Consider the following 20,616-nt stretch of genomic DNA (forward strand, 5'->3'; position numbering starts at 1 on the left):
ATTTATCTTGAATCGTAGGCGGTGGTGAATTGGATAAGGATTATATTGATCAGATGAAAAAAATATACACTATTAAACAATCTGATGTTACAGCATTAGACTGGTTTCTATTGTTGGTAGGTGGAGCAGCTACAATAATATGTACCGCTGCGTTTGTCTATTGGATTATAAAAATTATTATATTCTTGATTAATGTAAGGAAAGCAAAGGCTAGCATAAATGATGTTAGATTTTGGAAAAGGATGATCATTTCATTATTAATTATTTTTCTCTTTATGTCAGGCACTTTGCTCCTTGTATTCGAAAAATTAACTAACTTTCTGCAGATTATGGGGTGGAATGTTAAATGAAAATAAAATCAATACTTTATATGCTTGTGATAGTTTTAACTTTAAACTTTGTTTCGTCTAATGTTGTTCTCGCGGCTGCTGTTGCGCCTGTTCCCAATTATCCACCGAATGCACCGGTAGCTACACCTGTTGTTACTCCTAATCCATCTGTAACACCTGGACCTGGGGTAAGTGAACCTATTAAAGAGGATAATCCATGGTATATGCCTGAATGGGTATCTGCCTTAATGGAAGACTTTCAACAAATGAACCAAACGTTCAAGGATTTAATGTCTGGAAAGTTAATACACGATGCTATAGAAGGTCTAATTGTTTCATGGGTTGATGAGATGATGAGTCCTTTATATGGTGCTTTTGCTAAGAGTTATTTATTCTCACCGCGAGTAGCTGAGATATCACTTGTCTATTCTGGTTGGTCAATATTTTCAATTATAGGTTTGGCTGCAATATTGGCTGGATCACTAGTTTTAGCCTGGAATGTTATACATGGGAAAAAGGATCTTAAGAAGATGCTTCAAGCTTTTATAGTAAGCTTCGTAGCATGCTTATTGAGTTTAACGGTTTTAAACTTCTTGAATGTTTTAATGAATTGGATTACACAAAAGTTTCTTTCTGGAATTATAGGTACAACTGATATTTTATATGAAGGATTAAAAGGTGATCAAATCTTAAAGTCCCTAATTCTTGGGGCTGATGGAATTACGGACGCTATATATGCCAGTAAAACCTTAGGTGAGATTGTTGTTGCAACAGAGGGTGGAATATTCACATTGCTGATGTTTGTCACCATAGTAGTAGTACCTCTTTTCTTTATATCTGTTTTGAAGGTTCTAGTATTGATGATGATGGCTATTTTCGTTGCAATTTGGATTTCATACACTGCATATTCCGGAAAAATTGAAACACTGATTGGATTCATAAATATATATATTCGCACCTTACTGGTAGGGCTTATATCAGCTATCCAGTATGGAATATTTGTTCGTCTTCAGACAGATTATGGTGAGGGGGCTGGATTTTCAAGCGAAATAGGAGTATCGCCTTTAGTCTTTATGATCTTAAGCATTTTGGTCACAGTAATATTAATATTCGTGTTTTGGGTAAGACCACTTTTCAGAGCTATTAAACGACCAATGACTTTAAATGGGGGAGCCACGATTGAAAAATTGGGGGAAATGGGGGAAAGAACAAGTACAGCAATGAACAGTGTCGGTAAACGATTAGGGGCAGATTCTTTACAAAAAGGTTCGCTTTCTTTGAAGCAAAAAAGCAGTCGTATTGCTGAAGTGGGAAAAAGAATGCAGACTCAACAAAAAGGTACCCGTAGAAATCGGGTTGCTTCAAAATTAACAGGTGGAATATCAGAGTCGATCCAAGGAGTGAAATATACTGAACCGGAAGCTTTAGTCTCAACAGGGACTATGGTATCTGTTGATAGTGGTCATTTGGAACTTGAAGATGATCGTATTATTGAAAGTAATCAAACAGTTGCTAAAACGCTGCAAAAAGACAAGTTTGAACACGCTGAAGTTATAAATATAAAGAACAGTGAAAGAGCAGATATGTCCAGATTGATTAAAGAAATCAAACCCCAATATGGTGAACGAATTAATTGGAATGCAAGGGAAGGTAAGCTTACTCTTAAAGGGGATACAGGGGAAATAAAGGAAAGAATCAATGGAGAAATGTTATTTACAACCTCTGATGTACAGCGAGGATATTATAAAAATGGTCTGTTTATTGATACCGAGACTCTAAAAACGCATGTTGATGGTTCGGAAGCATCAAAATCAGAGCTTAAAAAAGTAAAAAACCTGTTACCGACTTACCGAAAAGCTGCTCTTTCAGCAGATGTTGCAAAAGAAGCATATAAGCAGCTGAATCAACAAGTAGACAAAATGCCGTGGGTTTCTAAAATTCGTTTGGATAATGGTGCCCTTTGGATTCCGGAAGAACATGTAACTGAAGCTGAAGGAGTATTTAAGCAATTACTAGCCAAACCAGTGGATCTAGTTAGATTGGATTTACCAAAAGGCAATCGTTTTATGCCGGCACTTGAAGAACATATTAAATTAAAAAGCAAAAATAAAGATCTACTTGCTGGTTTGCAAATTAATTCAAAAGATACCTATGTAATCGTAAAGAAAGATCTTGAGCAAGCATTCAAATCAGCATTAGAAGAGTTTAGGGATGGAAGAACACCGTACTGGAGAACAAGAGAAGGGAATATCAAAGTGATTGTTGACGGAGAACCTGTAAGTTATGGTCAAGCACCCATACCGGGAATGGACATGGGGAGTTTTGAGAACTTCCAAGCTGAAATGATAAACAAGCATAAAAGTTAAATTGGGGGTGTAAAGGTGACCGAAAAATCTTATCAAGAGCGAGAAAACGAATTGCTCCGCGCTAGTATGTTTGCTGATATACGAGAAGACATTCAATTTATGGGACTTTCAGTGAGTGACATAGGTTGGATCATTGGGGTTACATTTTTAATGGGTACCACGGTATTCCTATTACCCATATCCTTTATCATAAAGCTGTTATGGCTAATTACAGTTTTTGTTACCATTCTGATGTCAAGGATCCTAAAATGGTCCTATCGTTTTAGACGTTTGACACATTATATCAAGCACCCAAAAGAAGGATCTGGAGATAGTATGGATTCTTTATTGGGGGTTACAGAAGATGGATGGTTTTATAGAAGTGGAAAAACAATTCACATTATGCTAAACGTCCAATCACCGCCATGGGAAACAGCTGTCTTTTCTCAAAAAAAGCAAAGAATCGGTGGATTTGAAACTTTTCTAAGATCATTGGTGAGGGAAGGGTTTGAATGTGATATTACAGAAGAACAAATTCCTGATTTCAGGCATGAGATATGGAATGTGAAAAAGGAAAAAAGAAGTGTATCTGAAGGTATTGAGCGGAGAAAAGTAAAGAGGCTTCAGCTGTTTGAAGAATTAGCGAAGTCTGGTTCTGCAAAAAGAAGTGAATACACTATACGTTTGTCTATCAGTGAATTCGACCTCACGATTCGCCAAAGAGAGGATGAACCTAAGGGTTTGTCTAAAGCAGAGTTAAAAAGGCATAGATTGATTGCCGAATTGCGTCAAAGGAAAGATAGGGTACTTAACGGGCTTATACAAAGTGGTCATGAGTGTACAATAATATCTGGATTTTCAATTCCTGAGCTTACAAGTCGTCACTGGGATCGAACGGTTTGGGAAGAATGGAAAGCCTCACAAGGTACATGGGAAGAGGAAGAAGAAGAGGAAGAAACAAACGATGAACCTTCTAATTCTCAAAAATCTTTAATTGAATCCGTTGTATTGGCTATCGAAGGACAAAGGGAAGATGCAGTTATACCAACAAATGATATAGATCTCAGGAAAAATGAAGATGATTTTATTTTTCAGCCAGAACATGGGGAGGATCCGGAAATTTTGAGTGTTAATAATGAGGCTGCAGTAACAATGGAGGACAATGCTGTGGGGGAAAATAACGAATCTAAAGCGGACTCTGTAGAAAGTGAAGACATTGTTGTTCCGGTAATTAATTTGACCATAATGATTAGAATAATCAAATATCTTAATTTCATTAAGCATAAATTATTGGATTTGAAAGATTTACATTTTCCAAAATTAAAAAAACTGATCTATATGTTTCCAAAAAAGAGCTCTAAGGTAGAGTCCACAATTGAGATTGAGGAAGAAGAAATTGTTGTAGAAAACGGAAAAATCACAAAAGAATTGGTAGGAGTGAATATCTTTACATCTCCTACCTCATCAGGAAAATCATTTGTGGCTGCGAATATCGCTGTTGCTAATAGTGACAACGAGCGAACTGTTTCGCTAATTGATCTCTCGCCTCATTTTGGTACTTTAACTCTAATAAACCCACTACAAATTGATGGAGAGTACGCCAAGTGGAAGTCTTGGAGTTCTCGCCAAGTTTCAGGATTAAGTATTTTTACACCACTTGAATTTCCTGAGATTGAAGAAGTTCAGAATTTAATAAATTCCAGGTTAAGGGTTGGAGCAGTAGTTATAGATCTACCATGGAATTATCCAGGGCGGAGTTACTTAACTAACCAATATGACACTATAGCTATAATTGACACCGATTATCACCATTGGATGCGTTGGGAAACGGAGGTCAGCAATTGGAAGGGAGAGGTTTGGTTAAATCAAGTAGATGTGGACATGGATTTGAAAATGTCAGCACTAGTTAAAGAACATTTCAAAAAAGAAATTGATAAGAAGATTCCTTTTTTTCAAAATGCAAATCAAATGTTATTCCAAGGGCGACCGCTTGCTATTGATCCGCAAGCGCGTCCTTTTTTTGTGCATAGTGAAAGGAGTGTAGAAGAATGATAGAACAGAAGGAAAAGAAGCTATCACTTAAAAAGGTTTCTCTAAAAAGCAAGGTTGATAAACAGCTATTAACATATAGCGGACGTTTGATTAAGAAGTGGTCAAAGGAAAAAAAACATACTCTAGTGAACTCTGGTGATGAGAAAAACACTAAGTTAGTTAAAACTATGGAAGGTAAAGATTCAAAAACTGGTCATTTTGTAAGAGTCGTAATGATTGAGTCATACCCTCTTGAGATAGTAGCAGGGTACCTTGATCAATTAGATGAGTTAGTCACCAAAGAAGGGGCAACTCTTCGTAAAACAATTCGCTACATCAAATCAGATGTTAAATGGAATTGGGCAATGAAAAATAAATATAAACGACTTGAAAAAAGCGTTTCAGAAATGACCATTACAGATCCAGGTCGTCAATCTGAGATAGACGCAAGAGATGCCTTAGTATCTCTGCAGGAATCGATACAACAGGGGAAAAGTAAGCTGGTTGAGGTCAGTACTTTCCTTACCATATCTGCGGAAACAACTTATCAACTGGACGCAGCTGAATCAAATATGAGAGATTGGATCGATGACCTAGATGGAAGACTTGATAATCTTTTTAGTGAACAACTAGAAGCTTTAATTCAAACCAGTCCTGTGTCAGATAAAGAATCACCCTCCGGTGAATTCTTTAATAAGCATCACTATGGGCGCGTTATTACTGATTCAGTTGCAGCAAGAACATACCTATTTACTAGTGGATCTTTTAGTGATGGTCAAGGGTTATACTTTGGTCGGCGCACAGAGGACGGTGGTTTTTGTTTTATTAACTTGTGTGACCCTAATGACCCTAGAGCTCAAAATTTGATGGTTTTGGGGAAAACGGGACAGGGGAAAAGTTATTTTTTGAAAGCACTAGTTGTCTCTTTGTTAGAAGAAGGTGTACATGTATTTGTGTTCGATCTTGACGGCGAGTGGAGGGATTTATGCGACGAAGTCGGGGGAGTATACATTGATCATACTGCTGATGTTGGCAGATACTTTGAACCACTAGCAATTATGCCCTCTATACCAGAAATCGATGAAGAATGCGTAAGGTATAATCGTTCAAGATATCAAAGAGCAATTGATACTGGTATTCGTACTTGTTCTATGCTAGCTGATGGTTTAACGAAAACAGAACTATTCGAGGCTGGTGAGGCTGTTAGGCGAGTATTCCAAAATGCTGGTATAGAGAAAAATAAACCAGAAACTTGGGACGGACCATATTCTGGTGAGCGACCAACTATTCATGCGTTTTTTAGAGATGTACAGGAAGATGCAAAAACGAATGATGATGCTAAATCATTATATGACAAAATCAAAATCTATTTTATTGGAATTTATGATGGAGTATTCGAGTCTGAAGAACCTTTAACATTTCAGAATGCTCCTTTAGTAGTCTATAAGGTAGGAAGTGGAGAAACTGAAGGGAACGAGAAGGATGAAAAAGCTAAGTTAGCACAATTAAAAATGTCCATGGCTTTTGATGTGGTAAATTCTAATATCCAAAAACTTCGATTCGAAGGGGCATATTTCAGCGCGGTTCTAGTTGATGAGGGACAAAGGCAATTAAAAAATAGAGAATTAAAACAAGCTGTATTTGATTGGTATACAGCCATACGTAAGTGGAATGGAATGATGATACTAGGGGCTAATACTCCAGCTATTATTCTTGATACAGCTGAAGGTGTTGGTATGTGGGAAAACACTAATGTTAAGGTGTATTTCTATATGGAACATTCTGCTGTACGGATGTTATCTCAGCACTCTGATGTACCAGAAGAAGTACAGGATAGGATTAGAGAAAATGAAGATACGAATTGCTATGTCTTAGAGTATCACAAGAAATATGACGAGTTGTTTATGCATGTTCCGGAAGATGAGCACGTTCTTTACAAAACTCGCGGTCTAAAAGAAGCAATATAAGCCTATGTCAGATGCGATAGCTAAAACTCAGGAAACAATTAATAAGATCAAAAAAACTCGTCGAATGATTATCTTATTAACTACTTCATCTCTAGCACCATATATTTGGGGGCTCATTATATTAATCGCTCTGGTGATTCTAGTGATCGGATTTGTTTTGCTTCCGTTTTTCTTATTCTCTACTCCTGGTTCTCTATCTTATAGTTCTTCCACAACAGACTCAGCTTTATATGCACCGAATCAATTAGATACGGACGGTACAGCCTATATATGGCCTGTGCCGTCTATTTCGCGTGTCTCCTCATCGTTTGGAAACCGTGATTTAGGAGGGATTGAGTATCATAAAGGGATCGATATTGCTAATGGAGCAGAAAAAACAGAGTTACAGCCAATTTATGCAATGGCTTCAGGGGTTGTAACGTTGGCTGGTGCGGCTAGCGGCTACGGTCAAGTGATTTATATCGATCATGGTAATAATCTTGTATCGAAATATGGTCATTTGGAAGCATTGATGTATGTGAATACTGGAGATGTCGTAAGCAAAGGACAACTAATAGCAAGAATAGGCAAGGGAATAGTTGGGAGATCAACGGGACCACATTTGCATTTTCAAATTGAATCGTCGGGAAAACCTGTGAACCCTCTTGATTACGTACAACCGCCTGGAACATCGCTGGATCCAGGTGAATATTCGTATAAACCTTTAAATATACCCGTTTTATTGGATTATCTAAAGAAGCGTAAGTCAGCACTTGGGTACGTAGAAACTCTAAACATGATTGATCGTGCCGCCAAATTAAAGAATGTCGATCCATATCTACTCCTTGCAATTACCGGTCAGGAGCAATCATTCGTCCCTGAGAGTAATAATCATGCTTCAGAGATTGTGAAAAATCCTTGGAATGTGTTTGGCTGTTGGTGCAAGGGAAAGGGAGCTACTCTAACTACAGAACAGTCAGCAACTATTGCAGCTCAAACAATAATTAAATTGTCCCAGGATAGACCCAATGGAAGAGATTTTATCGAGTGGCTGTCTGCAATGGATAATCCCCGAGGATATTATGCTGAACATAGAGGATGGTGGATAGGTGTACGTAAATTTCACAAGTTGCTATCAGAATTAGGAGGATGATTGTATGACGTTAGTATTAATAATTGGTATTGTTTTTTGGGGACTTTATAAATATGGAGACAAATTTAAGGTACCTTCTTTATTGTGGAAAGCAATAGGTGTATTTCTTCTAATAATGCTGGTTCGTAACATTAGTGATGTTTATGATCTTGTAGTTGTTCAGGCAGACCAATGGTGGCCTATTGTAAAAGAAAATGCAAATGATCTTGCAAATGGATTGTTAGGATTTTTTAAGCACATGAAAGCAGGTGATTAATCAAATGGACAATAAAGATGTTAATCAAAAAGAATCGTTCGCACAGTTTTTCACACGTATAGCAGCGCTAACAGCTGGGGCATGTGGTCTGATTTATATATTTGATTTTTCTCCCTCACTACATGAGTTAAGTGAAAAAGTCCTATCTTATACATTAAAGAGTTGGATTCTATTTGTCGGTCTACCGTATGTTGCAAGGATAGGTTGGAGGAAAAGAAAACAAATACTTAATTATGTACTTAAAAGCAAAGAGAAGTATTCACAGGGTAGCGATCAAGCTAACAGTAAATCTACAAATGATACTATATTTATTGAGGCTGCTGAGGGGCAAATAGCAGCCTCTGTCTCTGATTTGAGGGAAATCCCTTTTAGTGAGGTTTTTCCACCGCAATTTGACATGTTACCTCGAAATCCTCGTCCCATCAATTCTAAAGTCTTTACCAGAGAATATGCGAGTGAGAAGATTTCTAATGCGCTTGAATTGGTAGGTTTCAATTTTGAGGGGAATATAGAAATTTTAAGTATAGAGTCAGGACCGGCTCTGCAAATAATTTCGTTTCGCTTACCGCCTAAAATCCAACTTTCCCAGCTAATGAAGAAGAAAGATGATATAGCTAATCATTTAGGACAACATCAAAGTTTTGAGGTCACAACATCTGATTATCAAAGTGCGGCTGCTTTCATAATACCTCATAGAGATGAAGACAGAGCATTTGTATATTTACGCGATGTTGCACAAGATTTAATACGTTATTCTGAAAATGCTGAACTACCTGTAGTTTATGGTAGGAAAATGAAAGGAGAGGCATTACTTGTAGACTTGGCAAAACTACCACACTTACTAGTTGCTGGTACTACAGGTTCCGGTAAATCTGTTTTTTTTAATGTCATATTGTCTTCTTTATTGACAATATTAAGTCCCAAGAGATTAAGATTAATTCTTATCGATCCTAAGAAAGTTGAATTTTCGGTGTATTCAGGTTTTCCACATCTCCTAACGCCTGTGATTACAGATATGCGGCGTGCTGCAACGGCAATACAACAAACCATTGTAGAAATGGAACGTAGATATGATTTGTTTTCGCAGCTAGGTGTTAGAAATATATCGCATTACCATAAAAAATATCCAAAAAAAGAAAGGCTGCCTTATATTATTATTGGAATAGATGAATATGCAGATTTAGTACTTCTTTTAGGTGCAGAAGTTGAGGAACCAATACAACGGGGGTTACAGATGGGGCGTGCTGCTGGGATACATATAATTATGGGTACGCAAAGACCTAGCGTTGATGTTGTGACAGGTATTATTAAAGCTAATTTACCCTCAAGAGTCGCCTTCCGTTTACAAAGCGGTGTTGATTATAGAACGGTTATGGATACTGGTGGACCGTCACTACTTGGTAATGGAGACGGAGTATGTGTTGTTAATGGCGGAAGTCCACAGAGATTCCAAAGCGCAGCGATTAGTACAAATGATGATGAGTCCACTATGTTCATTGAGCAACTAGGGGAATTTTGGAGAAGGACAGTAACTAGTAACGAATCTATTTTTACAGAACCTAATCTTGGTGATACATCAGATAATGAAATATTAGGGGATTTGGTGGAATTAGCGAAAGTTCAAGAGGAGTTTTTGGACAACTCTAATGATATTGATCTATCTAAAAATATTGATAAAACAGACGATACAGAAGGACAGCATAATCCAGAAGGACAGCATAATCCAGATGAAATATATGAAAAGGCTATTTCAATTGCTAGAGAGAACAATGGAATTAACGTCGCGATTTTGCAAAAGAAACTCAGGATAGGATATATGAGTGCAGCAAACATATTAACTAAAATGCAGGAACAAGGATTAATCGAAAAATATAATTCTAGCAAAAATATGCGTCAATGGATTTCAGGTCAGCAAGATGAAGTATACAAAGAAAAAAAATTAAGGGAAGGGATTAAAGATCATATTTGCAGAACAGGGATATTAAGTTCGACTGATCTTAGTTCTATATTTGAAATTCGGAAAGAAACGATATTACTGCATATGAAAGAGTTAGTTGCTGAGGGATTTTTGTCTCCTCCTTCTAGTCCAAGGATGGGATATACTCTGGCATGGGATGAAGAACAAGTACAAAATTATCTTGAAAATCATCCAGCAGAGTTAAAAGATACTATCAATTGATAAAAAATTATTAGTTCCCGTATTAGTTCCCCGCATCAGTTCCCCATATTAGTTCCCAATGAATTCTATAGAGAACCCTTTACCAATAAGGGATTTTATAAATTATCACTATAGATAATCTATGGGAACTAATATCCGGAACTAATCGAAATATCCACTAATTACAAACCCTCTTTTTTTATTTTTAGAAAGTCATATTCCTTTTTAAAGACCACACATGGATCCAATACAGCAGCAGCTCACGCTCTCCTGGATGCTGCTAGCTACCGCCGGCGAATCGATCCGGAGTCTTCAGCAGCTCACTTAAGTGTCTTCAGGTTCCGGATCTGAGCATTGCCCTGGCTAAGTGCTGCAGCTTACCGCTGGATCCCCTGCAGCAGCAGCTCACGCTCTCCTGGGTGCTGCTAGCTACCGCCAGCGAATCGATCCGGAGTCTTCAGCAGCTCACTTAAGTGTCTTCAGGTTCCGGATCTGAGCATTGCCCTGGCTAAGTGCTGCAGCTTACCGCTGGATCCCCTGCAGCAGCAGCTCACGCTCTCCTGGATGCTGCTAGCTACCGCCAGCGAATCGATCCGGAGTCTTCAGCAGCTCACTTAAGTGTCTTCAGGTTCCGGATGAGCATTGCCCTGGCTAAATGCTACCGCTCACCGCTGGATCTCCTGCAGCTGCTACTCACGCTCTCCTGGATGCGGTCCAGCGCCCAGGACCAAATACCGCCGGCGAATCGATCCAGAGTATTCAGCAGCTCACCTAAATGTCTGCAGGTTCCGGATGAGCATTGCCCTGGCTAAATGCTACCGCTCACCGCTGGATCTCCTGCAGCTGCTACTCACGCTCTCCTGGATGCGGTCCAGCGCCCAGGACCAAATACCGCCGGCGAATCGATCCAGAGTATTCAGCAGCTCACCTAAATGTCTGCAGGTTCCGGATCTGAGCATTGCCCTGGCTAAAATGCTGCAGCTTACCGCTGGATCCCCTGCAGCAGCAGCTCACGCTCTCCTGGATGCTGCTAGCTACCGCCAGCGAATCGATCCGGAGTCTTCAGCAGCTCACTTAAGTGTCTTCAGGTTCCGGATGAGCATTGCCCTGGCTAAATGCTACCGCTCACCGCTGGATCTCCTGCAGCTGCTACTCACGCTCTCCTGGATGCGGTCCAGCGCCCAGGACCAAATACCACCGGCGAATCGATCCAGAGTATTCAGCAGCTCACCTAAATGTCTGCAGGTTCCGGATGAGCATTGCCCTGGCTAAATGCTACCGCTCACCGCTGGATCTCCTGCAGCTGCTACTCACGCTCTCCTGGATGCGGTCCAGCGCCCAGGACCAAATACCACCGGCGAATCGATCCAGAGTATTCAGCAGCTCACCTAAATGTCTGCAGGTTCCGGATGAGCATTGCCCTGGCTAAATGCTACCGCTCACCGCTGGATCTCCTGCAGCTGCTACTCACGCTCTCCTGGATGCGGTCCAGCGCCCAGGACCAAATACCACCGGCGAATCGATCCGGAGTCTTCAGCAGCTCACTTAAGTGTCTTCAGGTTCCGGATGAGCATTGCCCTGGCTAAATGCTACCGCTCACCGCTGGATCTCCTGCAGCTGCTACTCACGCTCTCCTGGATGCGGTCCAGCGCCCAGGACCAGCTACCGCCGGCGAATCGATCCGGAGTCTTCAGCAGCTTACCTAATTGTCTACAGGAACCGGATCTGAGCATTGCCCTGGCTAAATGCTGCAGCTTACCGCTGGATCCCCTGCAGCAGTAGCTCACGCTCTCCTGGTTGCGGAATCGGAATTTACCTGATTGATTATGACGAGGTACGGTTTATTTCTCTTGCTATACAATCTAGAGCTCACATATAATACAAACAAATGTTCTTATTTTGGAGAGGTGTTAAACATGTTAGAAGATACTCCGCGCAAGTTATTGTTGATCATTAATCATTACTCACGACATTTTGGATGTCTGCCATCATTGCCTGAGTTGGAGCGATTAAGTGGTCGTATGCCCGTCGATATCAGAAACGGATTAGAAGAATTAGCGAAAGAAAACTATATTGAGTGGAACCCACATACACCGCCTGAAAGGGCATGCATTATATCAGGTTGGGAAAGAGATAATCCATCCCACCGAGATCCAGATGAGGTACAAAAGGTTAAGAATATACCGAGTAGTGCGGATTATTGGTTGTTATATTAGTGGGGGATTTATGCATAAAAAAATTAAAAGGTTAGGTAAGGAGATGCAAAAAAAAGCCCGATTTAAATCCCAGGCTTTGGTATGAATTTTCATAAATCGGACGTAAATCCATAACAGCAGCAGCTCATACTCTCCTGGATGCTGCAAGCGCCCAGGATCAAACACCACCGGCGCACCGATCCGGAATCTTCTTCAGTTGCAAACCTGTATATCTGCAGGAACCGGATCTGAGTGTTGCCCTGGCTCATTAGAACACTTTACATGTGGACTTCATGATTAGCTTTTATGAATTAGTCCGTATCATAATTTTTGTTTAAGTAATCTGAAATTAGTTCTTGGGTTTTGTCAACACCCACAATATTTTCATAGTTAATTATTGCGGCATCAAGTTTCTTCTTAGCTAATAGTTTAGGTAAAGCTACTCCTTGATCTAATTGGATTATCCTTTGAACTACTAAACGCATTATTGAGGTTCTTGTTATCCCAGGATCAAGAAAACTTAAAATATCATCAATTACTGAATAGGCTGTTTCACTAATACTAATTCGTATTGGTTCTACTTGTTCAGGTGTCTTTCTCAAAAAACTTATATCCTCGTCAGTGATAGAGGATGGTGTGAAGTCGGAGCTTAAAATAAACTGTTCGATTACATAATTAAGATTTCTTGATTTAGTCCATTTTTTTAAAAATTCATGAGTACCTTTTTCCAGATAAAAGGTATTTGGTTTCCTTTCTGATGGAGAAGTGAAAAGGTCCCTTTTGTCTTTATAGAAAATGTTGAAATTGGATATAACATCTCTCATCACAGATGAACGGTTTGCCGAAACGCCTTTATTTTTAAGATTAGTAACTAAGTCATCTATAATAGTTATTGCTTCGATACTTAGAGCCATATTCGTGGCAATTGAATTCTCGCTGTTTTTTTTTGCTGGTCTGCCTCTTCCCCGTTTTTTATCTATCTCATTATCTTCATCATCAAGGGAGTTGGAATTTGAAGGAGAAAATTTATAGTCATTCAATATGAATGATTCTAAGCTTTTTCGTCTTATTTTTTCTGGAACTAAATTTCTAAATTCATCCAATTGAACACTATCTAACGCGAGTCCATATTTTTTAATCAATTATAAACAACCTTTCTATATATAAGAATCCAGATTATCTATTTCATAGGTATTAAAATGGAATCCTTCTTTAATATTTTGCAGCAACATTAATACCATAGAAAAATTATTTTTATCTAGCTTATTTATTAAATCATAAATTGAAATCATTTGCTTATGACTATATAGTTCTGCAGATAGTTTAATCAAAATTGTTAGTTCTTCAATATCGTCATTTGAATTTAACAGATTACTCCAGTCAATTTCTCCTTCATTCCAATTTATAAAGTGAGTTACCTTGTTTCTAAATTCTTCATTTCCTGCCATCAGGTAAACTACAGGAAGTAGATTGCAATCATTTCGTTTTCCTGCGGGTAGTTGTGCTTTTATTAATCTGTATTGGTTTTTATGTGAATAATCAGTGAAATTCTTCATTTGTATTCAACCTCCATTTTTTAATTTATCCGAATAATATTTTAGAGTAAAAGCCACCGGCTATAAAGCCGATAGCTTTTACAGCTTTATAATAAACCAGAGGATTTAAAAGAATAATAGCCTTCTTGCCACCCTACTATTAAATGGTCTAAAAGTTCAATGCCCATTATTTCACCGCACTCTGCTATACGTTGTGTTAACTTTATATCTTCTTCAGATGGGGTTACAATGCCGCTAGGGTGGTTGTGAGCTATGATTATACTTGCAGCATTATTTAAGATTGCAGCCTTGAATATTTCTCTTGGATGAGCGATTGATGCGCTTAAGGATCCCATATGACAACGATGGATAGCAATAATTTGGTTTTTAGTGTCAAGAACCATAATTAGAAGAACCTCTCTATCTTCGTCAACTATGTATTTGTTTGTGATCTCAACTGCATCAATAGGTGAGCAAACACGTATGAGAGGTAAGTTTGTTTTATCAATTTGTTGAGTAATTCTTGTGATTTCGATAATGCATTCCATTTCGTATCCCCTTTTCTAATTGTTTCTTGATTTAATTATACCATCAAGACATTAAAAATCAAGTGTTTAATTACATAATAAATTAAAATTATTGTATCGATCCGGAGTCTTCAGCTGCTCACCTAACTGTCTGCAGATTCTGGATTTTAGCGTTGGCCTGGCTAATTGCTACCGCTCACCGCTGGATCTCCTGCAGCTGCTACTCACGCTCTCCTGGATGCGATCCAGCGCCCAGGACCAGCTACCGCCGGCGCATCGATCAGCAGCTCACTTATGTGTCTGCAGGTTCCGGATCTGAGCTTTGTTCCTGGCTAATTGCCACCGCTCACCGCTGGATCTCCTGCAGCTGCTACTCACGCTCTCCTGGATGCGATCCAGCGCACAGGACCAGGTATCGCCGGCGCATCGATCAGCAGCTCACTTATGTGTCTACAGGAACCGGATCTGAGCATTGCCCTGGTTAAATGCTACCGCTCACCGCTGGATCTCCTGCAGCTGCTACTCACGCTCTCCTGGATGCGATCCAGCGCCCAGGACCAGCTACCGCCGGCGCATCGATCAGCAGCTCACTTATGTGTCTGCAGGTTCCGGATCTGAGCTTTGTTCCTGGCTAATTGCCACCGCTCACCGCTGGATCTCCTGCAGCTGCTACTCACGCTCTCCTGGATGCGATCCAGCGCACAGGACCAGGTATCGCCGGCGCATCGATCAGCAGCTCACTTATGTGTCTACAGGAACCGGATCTGAGCATTGCCCTGGTTAAATGCTACCGCTCACCGCTGGATCTCCTGCAGCTGCTACTCACGCTCTCCTGGATGCGATCCAGCGCCCAGGACCAGCTACCGCCGGCGCATCGATCAGCAGCTCACTTATGTGTCTGCAGGTTCCGGATCTGAGCTTTGTTCCTGGCTAATTGCCACCGCTCACCGCTGGATCTCCTGCAGCTGCTACTCACGCTCTCCTGGATGCGATCCAGCGCACAGGACCAGGTATCGCCGGCGCATCGATCAGCAGCTCACTTATGTGTCTACAGGAACCGGATCTGAGCATTGCCCTGGTTAAATGCTACCGCTCACCGCTGGATCCCCTGCAGCAGCAGCTCAACACTCTCTTAGATCGGGTGTATGGTTCAAATAGCTACACTCTATTACGCAGCAAAAAAAACACTATATGAGGTATCGACTAAATCTCTTATCTGATATCTCATATAGTGTTTTTGAGTGGGTTCTGTAATGAACCCCAATGGAAATTAATGTTTTAACGCTGAAGATACAATGATTTTTTTCTTAAGTAAAAAATTGTCGGATATAATAAATTCTCCGTTTTCATCAACAAAATGATTATTCCCATTCTCGCTTAGGATGAATTTTGAAAGTTTCTCGAAGGTTCCATAATTGATTATGTAAGAAGCTCCTTTGTTAAAGTACATTATCTTTCTACCTCCATTTAACTGGAAATTACTATATGACTGATAGTTCTTGTGCAATTCTAATTAGTGATGTTTTTTTAATCTCATAATATTTTTGTCTTCCAAACCCTAAGACACTCATTAATTGATCATCTTTGGGTTCGCGTCTAACTAAATATTTCGCACTTACCAAAGATAGCTGGGGCTCAGTTAATTCACTAAGAGCATGAGCCATATCATATAAACGATCTTCAACATTCATTAATTCTTCCTTGATTTTTTCAGCTCTAGAAAATGGTCTCATTACTGCATCTTCAATCGGAGAAGATACTCCCCCCCTTGTTTGAACGCCACTGATATTTCCATATGTAGCAGTCATTTTAGGTAAATCAAGAACATAAAAGGCACCCAAAATGTCGGTCAGCTGCTGTTCAAGATTATGTTTTCTTTGTGTTAATCGATAATGCTCACGTAAACGATTTTCTATAATAGGGACATATTGAGATCGTGATGCAGTTGGAATTTCCAATTCCATTTGATCAGCATCTGATTTATTAGTTATTCCAAAAATCGCAGCGTAACCATTCAAATCAAAGTATTCTCTAATTAGATCTAATTCATCAGAGTGAGTTTCTCCTTCTGATTTTAAACAACTTTTTTGAAGTCTTTGATAGCGTATATAAATCCAGTCAAGTGGTAACGAACTGATGTTAGTTTTGGTAATCTGCACGCTTCGCATTAATTTCTCCTTCCGTGATAGACAGATTTAATATGGATATCAAAAATACATATCTCAAACTTATTTAAATAAGTAATTATGACAATGAATATTACTAAAATTAGTAAGTTACCTATATAACAGTGTTCCATTATTACTTTTTTTGAGAAGATATGTATTACAAATAACTAAAATTCGTATTCTCAGCTTATTTTGTAGGAGGATCTCTATTGCAATACATAGGTGAACGATTAAGAGCAATTCGTAAAAATAGAAATCTCACACAACAAAAAATATTTGAGCGTTCAGGAATATCAGTTGGAACTTTATCTGATTGGGAAAATAATAAGCGTGCTCCAACAACATCAGCTTTGCAACGTTGGGCAGATGCCGTGGGTATTGATTTTTGGGACATATTTTTTTCTGATTTGACCCCTACAGCAGCTGAGATTAACATGCTGACTTTATTTAGGCAGCTGACTCCAACTGATCAAGAACATTTGTTATCACTTATGAAACTTATGTCAAAGAAAAAATAGTTTAACCTTTACCTTCGATTCTCCGAATAATTCCGATTAATCCATCAAATGAAATTAAATTTTTGTCAATCTCTGCTTCCGACTGATCTTCTATTATTATTCCAGTGAATCTAGAAGGTGAGAAACTGCAAACTGTCTCACTTTCTTCGATTTTCCCATCTGTTTTTGAACACCAGTTCCAATGGCTACAATTTCCGCAATTCATCATAAAAAAAACCTCCTAAGTATTAATTTCGATTTAACACTGATGTTAGCAAATGGGCGATTGTCCCAGCATTCATTTGTAATTGATCATCTTTTTTTAATTCTAAATATCCTGCTACCCGAGCTTTGTAATTTTCCTGATTAATACAGTGTGTTACAGAAATTAAATCAGTCCCTCTTTTTAAATTCTCGACTAGTGATATACCAGTCATAACAAGGTGTATTAATTTTCGATTTCCAATTGCTTCGTTAATCAGAGACAAGTGATATTCATTAACTGCTTTTGTTTCACCTGAGATGTAATCAATATAGTTTTTAGGGATTGTGATAGAACTTGAATCTCCGATGCCTTTTAGTTTTGTGTGATCCATTATTTCCCTCCATATTTAATGTTGTAAGATAAAACCGGCTTAATAAATACCTTAATAGATGAACTTAGATAGGCTTAGATGAAACTTCAATAGTTATATTGCCATATAAAACCAATGATAGCAATGGAAAACTTACTAAAAATAATAATAAATTATGACGAATGTTATCTTTAAAAGTAATATAAGAGGTGATTTAACTCTGTTTGTAGGTATAAAGTTCCTTTTTTTAGAGGGGAATTATGCAATATGAAAATAAGTGCCGACTATATTTTTTGTAGTCTATTAGTGGTAAAAACTTATAAAAGTAATAGGAATAAATGAATTCATATTGAATTATAAATGAAGAATATTTAGGATAAGCACTGATTTTAATTATGTACATTTCAATATTAAACTCAAATTGAATTGAAAATGAATTTAAAATACTTGATTACTTTTGAGATTTGGTATATATTTGTAAAGAAGAATCATTTTCGTGTTCAAATTAAATTCAAATACAATTCATTTTGAATTGAAAGGATTTAAAAATTAAAAATGAGGTGATTGTGAAATGGTTGCTAATATTAAAAATGATTTTGGAAACTCTACTAACAAGATGTATTATAATGGTAAAAAACTGGTACAGCCATCTACGATAAAACGGCTTACTGAACAACCAGCTATTGCAGAAGGTAATCTTGAAAAACATATGGCTAATCTATTTGATGAATTAACCGTGAATATTACAAGCCCTGCATTAAAGAGATCGGGATTTTTTAGTGTAGGTAAACGTGCGAATCTAAATATTGCTAAAACCGAAAATATGAATATACGAATTGGTGAAAAGCATAAGCATGACATACCAGTGATTATGAATCTCTCAATGACAGCAGCCGCAGCAATTGCTGAATACTACGAAGAACATGCCAAATTGCCGGTAACCTTATCAATTGAAGCAAAAATGACAGGAGCAATCCCTGCCTCTGAATGGAAACCAGCAACTGCTTCAATGATGGAAAAAAGATTTACTAATAACGGAGATGGAAAGTCTTCGCATGTAGTGATTGTATATATTGGAACCTCTTTAGTAACTGTTACAATTAACTATATTTCCGTTAAAATAACTCAAGAGGGCGTACCTGCAATATATGCATTAAGGGAAGCACCGACCCCCAAGGAAAATAAAGTCCCTGGAATACTGGAAAAATTAGTAAAGGAGTATAAAGGGAAAAAGGGCAGAGAACATATTGCGAACTTAACTCAAGTTGAAATTGCACAGAAAAAAGGCTTATTAACTGACATAGGTTCTGGAACAACGGAATTAATTCATCTTCATGGTGCTAATCCTGTTATAGATAACTGTACCGGTGTACAGCGTGGGGTGGGTCATGCAGCAGAAGAGGCAGCTAAAGCGCTATCAAGTGATCTCGGAGGTCACCTACAAATTAATAGACAGCGATTTGATGATTTGTTGTTAAATACTGATGATAATTTACATGATTCTGCTGTAGCATTTATGGATGATGCTAAGTATGTAGAGGCGCAGAATATTTTAGAGATTATTAAAGAACGTTACATAGTAATAGGTGGGGACATTGAGTACTTTATGGTGCTTGGAGGCGGTAGTATAACATTTGAATCGGAACTTTATTCCGAGCTAGTCGCTTTCGCAGAGGAAGTGCATTGCTTTGTACTTTGGATTCCTGCAGAGTATGCGGTAGATATGAATCTTGAAGGTTTATCAATACTTCATGATAGAGTGTTTTTTCCTTCGGAGGTTGTTAAGTCGTGAACGAGGATAATAAAGAGGTCAGTAAACGAGATCTTGTGTCCTGGCGTATTAATAAACTCAATGATTTTCAGTCTCTAAATAAATGGGTTAATGCACAAGGAAACATTCAAATTTCACTCACAACGTTGGTTAGACATATGATTGATCGCTTTGGATATAGAGATATTACGGATATTGATATTCAAAAAACAATGTTTTTAGAGCCATATTCCAAAGATTTTCAAAACATCATTGCTGTTATGGATGATTTGAAAAATAAATTATCGATTTCAAATTCTTCTACAGAGTTAAGCGTAGACGCAGAAATTAGTGATGAAAAGAACCAAGATACAAGTTCTGCTGTGACTAGCATTGAAGCAAAAAAGGACGTAAACTCAGAGAAAGATAACTTTTACTCAACTATAGATCCCTCACGACTTTAAACAAGTGGAAACCTAATTATTTGGCCTCAAAAGCCACTTAATTAGGTTTTTTTTGGAAGAGCGTAAGAAAACAAAAATCAGGAACCTGCAGACACATAAGTGAGCTGCTAATCAATGCGCCGGCGTAGCTGGTCCTGGGCGATGGACCGCATCCAGGAGAGCGTGAGTAGCAGCTGCAGGGGATCCAGCGGTGAGCGGTAGCAATTAGCCAGGGCAATGCTCAGATCCGGAACCTGCAGACACATAAGTGAGCTGCTGATCGATGCGCCGGCGGTAGCTGGTCCTGGGCGATGGACCGCATCCAGGAGAGCGTGAGTAGCAGCTGCAGGGGATCCAGCGGTGAGCGGTGGCAATTAGGCAGGGCAATGCTCAGATCCGGTTCCTGTAGACACATAAGTGAGCTGCTAATCAATGCGCCGGCGTAGCTGGTCCTGGGCGATGGACCGCATCCAGGAGAGCGTGAGTAGCAGCTGCAGGGGATCCAGCGGTGAGCGGTAGCAATTAGCCAGGGCAATGCTCAGATCCGGAACCTGCAGACACATAAGTGAGCTGCTGATCGATGCGCCGGCGATACCTGGTCCTGTGCGATGGACCGCATCCAGGAGAGCGTGAGTAGCAGCTGCAAGGGATCTTATTGTAAGCGGTAACATTAGGCAGGGCAAAGCTCAGATCCGGAACCTGCAGACA

19 protein-coding genes are annotated in these 20,616 nt (G+C 39.1%); 13 read left to right on the plus strand and 6 right to left on the minus strand.

Features of this window, described 5'->3' with window-relative positions:
• Positions 1–29: 29 nt before the first annotated feature.
• The 10 genes from NYE58_RS37195 to NYE58_RS37240 all read left to right on the plus strand — a co-directional run bounded on the left by NYE58_RS37195 (position 30) and on the right by NYE58_RS37240 (position 12,434).
• A complete protein-coding gene (locus NYE58_RS37195; protein WP_076138888.1) occupies positions 30–350 on the plus strand; it encodes a hypothetical protein in 321 nt (106 codons plus the stop codon).
• Positions 347–2,695, plus strand: a complete 2,349-nt coding sequence (locus tag NYE58_RS37200) for a hypothetical protein (RefSeq protein ID WP_076138887.1) — start codon at positions 347–349, stop codon at positions 2,693–2,695. Before NYE58_RS37195 ends, NYE58_RS37200 begins: the two co-directional genes overlap by 4 nt.
• A gap of 15 nt (positions 2,696–2,710) precedes the next feature.
• Positions 2,711–4,726 (plus strand): hypothetical protein, encoded by a 2,016-nt coding sequence (locus NYE58_RS37205; RefSeq protein ID WP_076138886.1) that lies wholly within the window; start codon positions 2,711–2,713, stop codon positions 4,724–4,726.
• Complete coding sequence (locus NYE58_RS37210; RefSeq protein WP_076138885.1) at positions 4,723–6,672, plus strand: VirB4 family type IV secretion system protein; 1,950 nt, start codon at positions 4,723–4,725, stop codon at positions 6,670–6,672. Before NYE58_RS37205 ends, NYE58_RS37210 begins: the two co-directional genes overlap by 4 nt.
• A 4-nt stretch (positions 6,673–6,676) precedes the next feature.
• Positions 6,677–7,804, plus strand: a complete 1,128-nt coding sequence (locus NYE58_RS37215; RefSeq protein ID WP_076138884.1) for a M23 family metallopeptidase — start codon at positions 6,677–6,679, stop codon at positions 7,802–7,804.
• A gap of 4 nt (positions 7,805–7,808) precedes the next feature.
• A complete protein-coding gene (locus NYE58_RS37220; RefSeq protein WP_076138883.1) occupies positions 7,809–8,060 on the plus strand; it encodes a hypothetical protein in 252 nt (83 codons plus the stop codon).
• A 4-nt stretch (positions 8,061–8,064) separates the two neighbouring features.
• Positions 8,065–10,239: an FtsK/SpoIIIE domain-containing protein gene (locus NYE58_RS37225; RefSeq protein WP_076138882.1), complete on the plus strand. Its 2,175-nt coding sequence runs from the start codon at positions 8,065–8,067 to the stop codon at positions 10,237–10,239.
• Positions 10,240–10,730: 491 nt separating this feature from the next.
• The gene (locus NYE58_RS37230; RefSeq protein WP_341004425.1) at positions 10,731–11,030 is read left to right on the plus strand and encodes a hypothetical protein; all 300 of its coding nucleotides are present in this window, start codon (positions 10,731–10,733) and stop codon (positions 11,028–11,030) included.
• Positions 11,011–11,490 (plus strand): hypothetical protein, encoded by a 480-nt coding sequence (locus NYE58_RS37235; RefSeq protein ID WP_340962156.1) that lies wholly within the window; start codon positions 11,011–11,013, stop codon positions 11,488–11,490. The genes NYE58_RS37230 and NYE58_RS37235 overlap by 20 nt, the downstream gene beginning before the upstream one ends.
• Positions 11,491–12,134: 644 nt before the next feature.
• Entirely contained in the window at positions 12,135–12,434 is a 300-nt protein-coding gene (locus NYE58_RS37240; protein WP_076139110.1) for a hypothetical protein, read from the plus strand.
• 290 nt (positions 12,435–12,724) lie between these two features.
• Here NYE58_RS37240 and NYE58_RS37245 read toward each other — a convergent pair whose 3' ends face one another.
• The 4 genes from NYE58_RS37245 to NYE58_RS37260 all read right to left on the minus strand — a co-directional run bounded on the left by NYE58_RS37245 (position 12,725) and on the right by NYE58_RS37260 (position 16,643).
• The gene (locus NYE58_RS37245) at positions 12,725–13,555 is read right to left on the minus strand and encodes a hypothetical protein (protein WP_076139109.1); all 831 of its coding nucleotides are present in this window, start codon (positions 13,553–13,555) and stop codon (positions 12,725–12,727) included.
• 15 nt (positions 13,556–13,570) lie between these two features.
• Entirely contained in the window at positions 13,571–13,969 is a 399-nt protein-coding gene (locus tag NYE58_RS37250) for a hypothetical protein (RefSeq protein ID WP_076139108.1), read from the minus strand.
• An 86-nt stretch (positions 13,970–14,055) separates the two neighbouring features.
• The gene (locus tag NYE58_RS37255; protein ID WP_076139107.1) at positions 14,056–14,496 is read right to left on the minus strand and encodes a JAB domain-containing protein; all 441 of its coding nucleotides are present in this window, start codon (positions 14,494–14,496) and stop codon (positions 14,056–14,058) included.
• Between the two features lie 1,460 nt (positions 14,497–15,956).
• Positions 15,957–16,643, minus strand: coding sequence for a hypothetical protein (locus tag NYE58_RS37260; RefSeq protein WP_076139093.1), 687 nt, complete (start codon positions 16,641–16,643; stop codon positions 15,957–15,959).
• A gap of 209 nt (positions 16,644–16,852) precedes the next feature.
• Between NYE58_RS37260 and NYE58_RS37265 the strand changes: the two genes are divergently transcribed.
• Positions 16,853–17,161 (plus strand): helix-turn-helix domain-containing protein, encoded by a 309-nt coding sequence (locus NYE58_RS37265; RefSeq protein WP_076139094.1) that lies wholly within the window; start codon positions 16,853–16,855, stop codon positions 17,159–17,161.
• 1 nt (position 17,162) lies between these two features.
• Here NYE58_RS37265 and NYE58_RS37270 read toward each other — a convergent pair whose 3' ends face one another.
• Both NYE58_RS37270 and NYE58_RS37275 read right to left on the minus strand, forming a co-directional pair.
• The gene (locus NYE58_RS37270; RefSeq protein WP_076139095.1) at positions 17,163–17,369 is read right to left on the minus strand and encodes a hypothetical protein; all 207 of its coding nucleotides are present in this window, start codon (positions 17,367–17,369) and stop codon (positions 17,163–17,165) included.
• A 19-nt stretch (positions 17,370–17,388) separates the two neighbouring features.
• The gene (locus tag NYE58_RS37275) at positions 17,389–17,736 is read right to left on the minus strand and encodes a hypothetical protein (protein ID WP_076139096.1); all 348 of its coding nucleotides are present in this window, start codon (positions 17,734–17,736) and stop codon (positions 17,389–17,391) included.
• 550 nt (positions 17,737–18,286) lie between these two features.
• On the opposite strand from NYE58_RS37275, the gene NYE58_RS37280 reads away from it, so the two are divergent.
• On the plus strand, positions 18,287–19,507 hold the full coding sequence (locus NYE58_RS37280) for a ParM/StbA family protein (protein ID WP_076139097.1): 1,221 nt from the start codon (positions 18,287–18,289) through the stop codon (positions 19,505–19,507).
• Positions 19,504–19,929 carry a hypothetical protein gene (locus NYE58_RS37285; RefSeq protein WP_076139098.1) on the plus strand — a complete coding sequence of 142 codons (426 nt, stop codon included), beginning with the start codon at positions 19,504–19,506 and terminating at the stop codon, positions 19,927–19,929. Before NYE58_RS37280 ends, NYE58_RS37285 begins: the two co-directional genes overlap by 4 nt.
• Positions 19,930–20,616: the final 687 nt, after the last annotated feature.

The organism is Paenibacillus sp. FSL L8-0708 (assembly GCF_038009325.1).
Lineage (GTDB): Bacteria > Bacillota > Bacilli > Paenibacillales > Paenibacillaceae > Paenibacillus_AQ > Paenibacillus_AQ odorifer.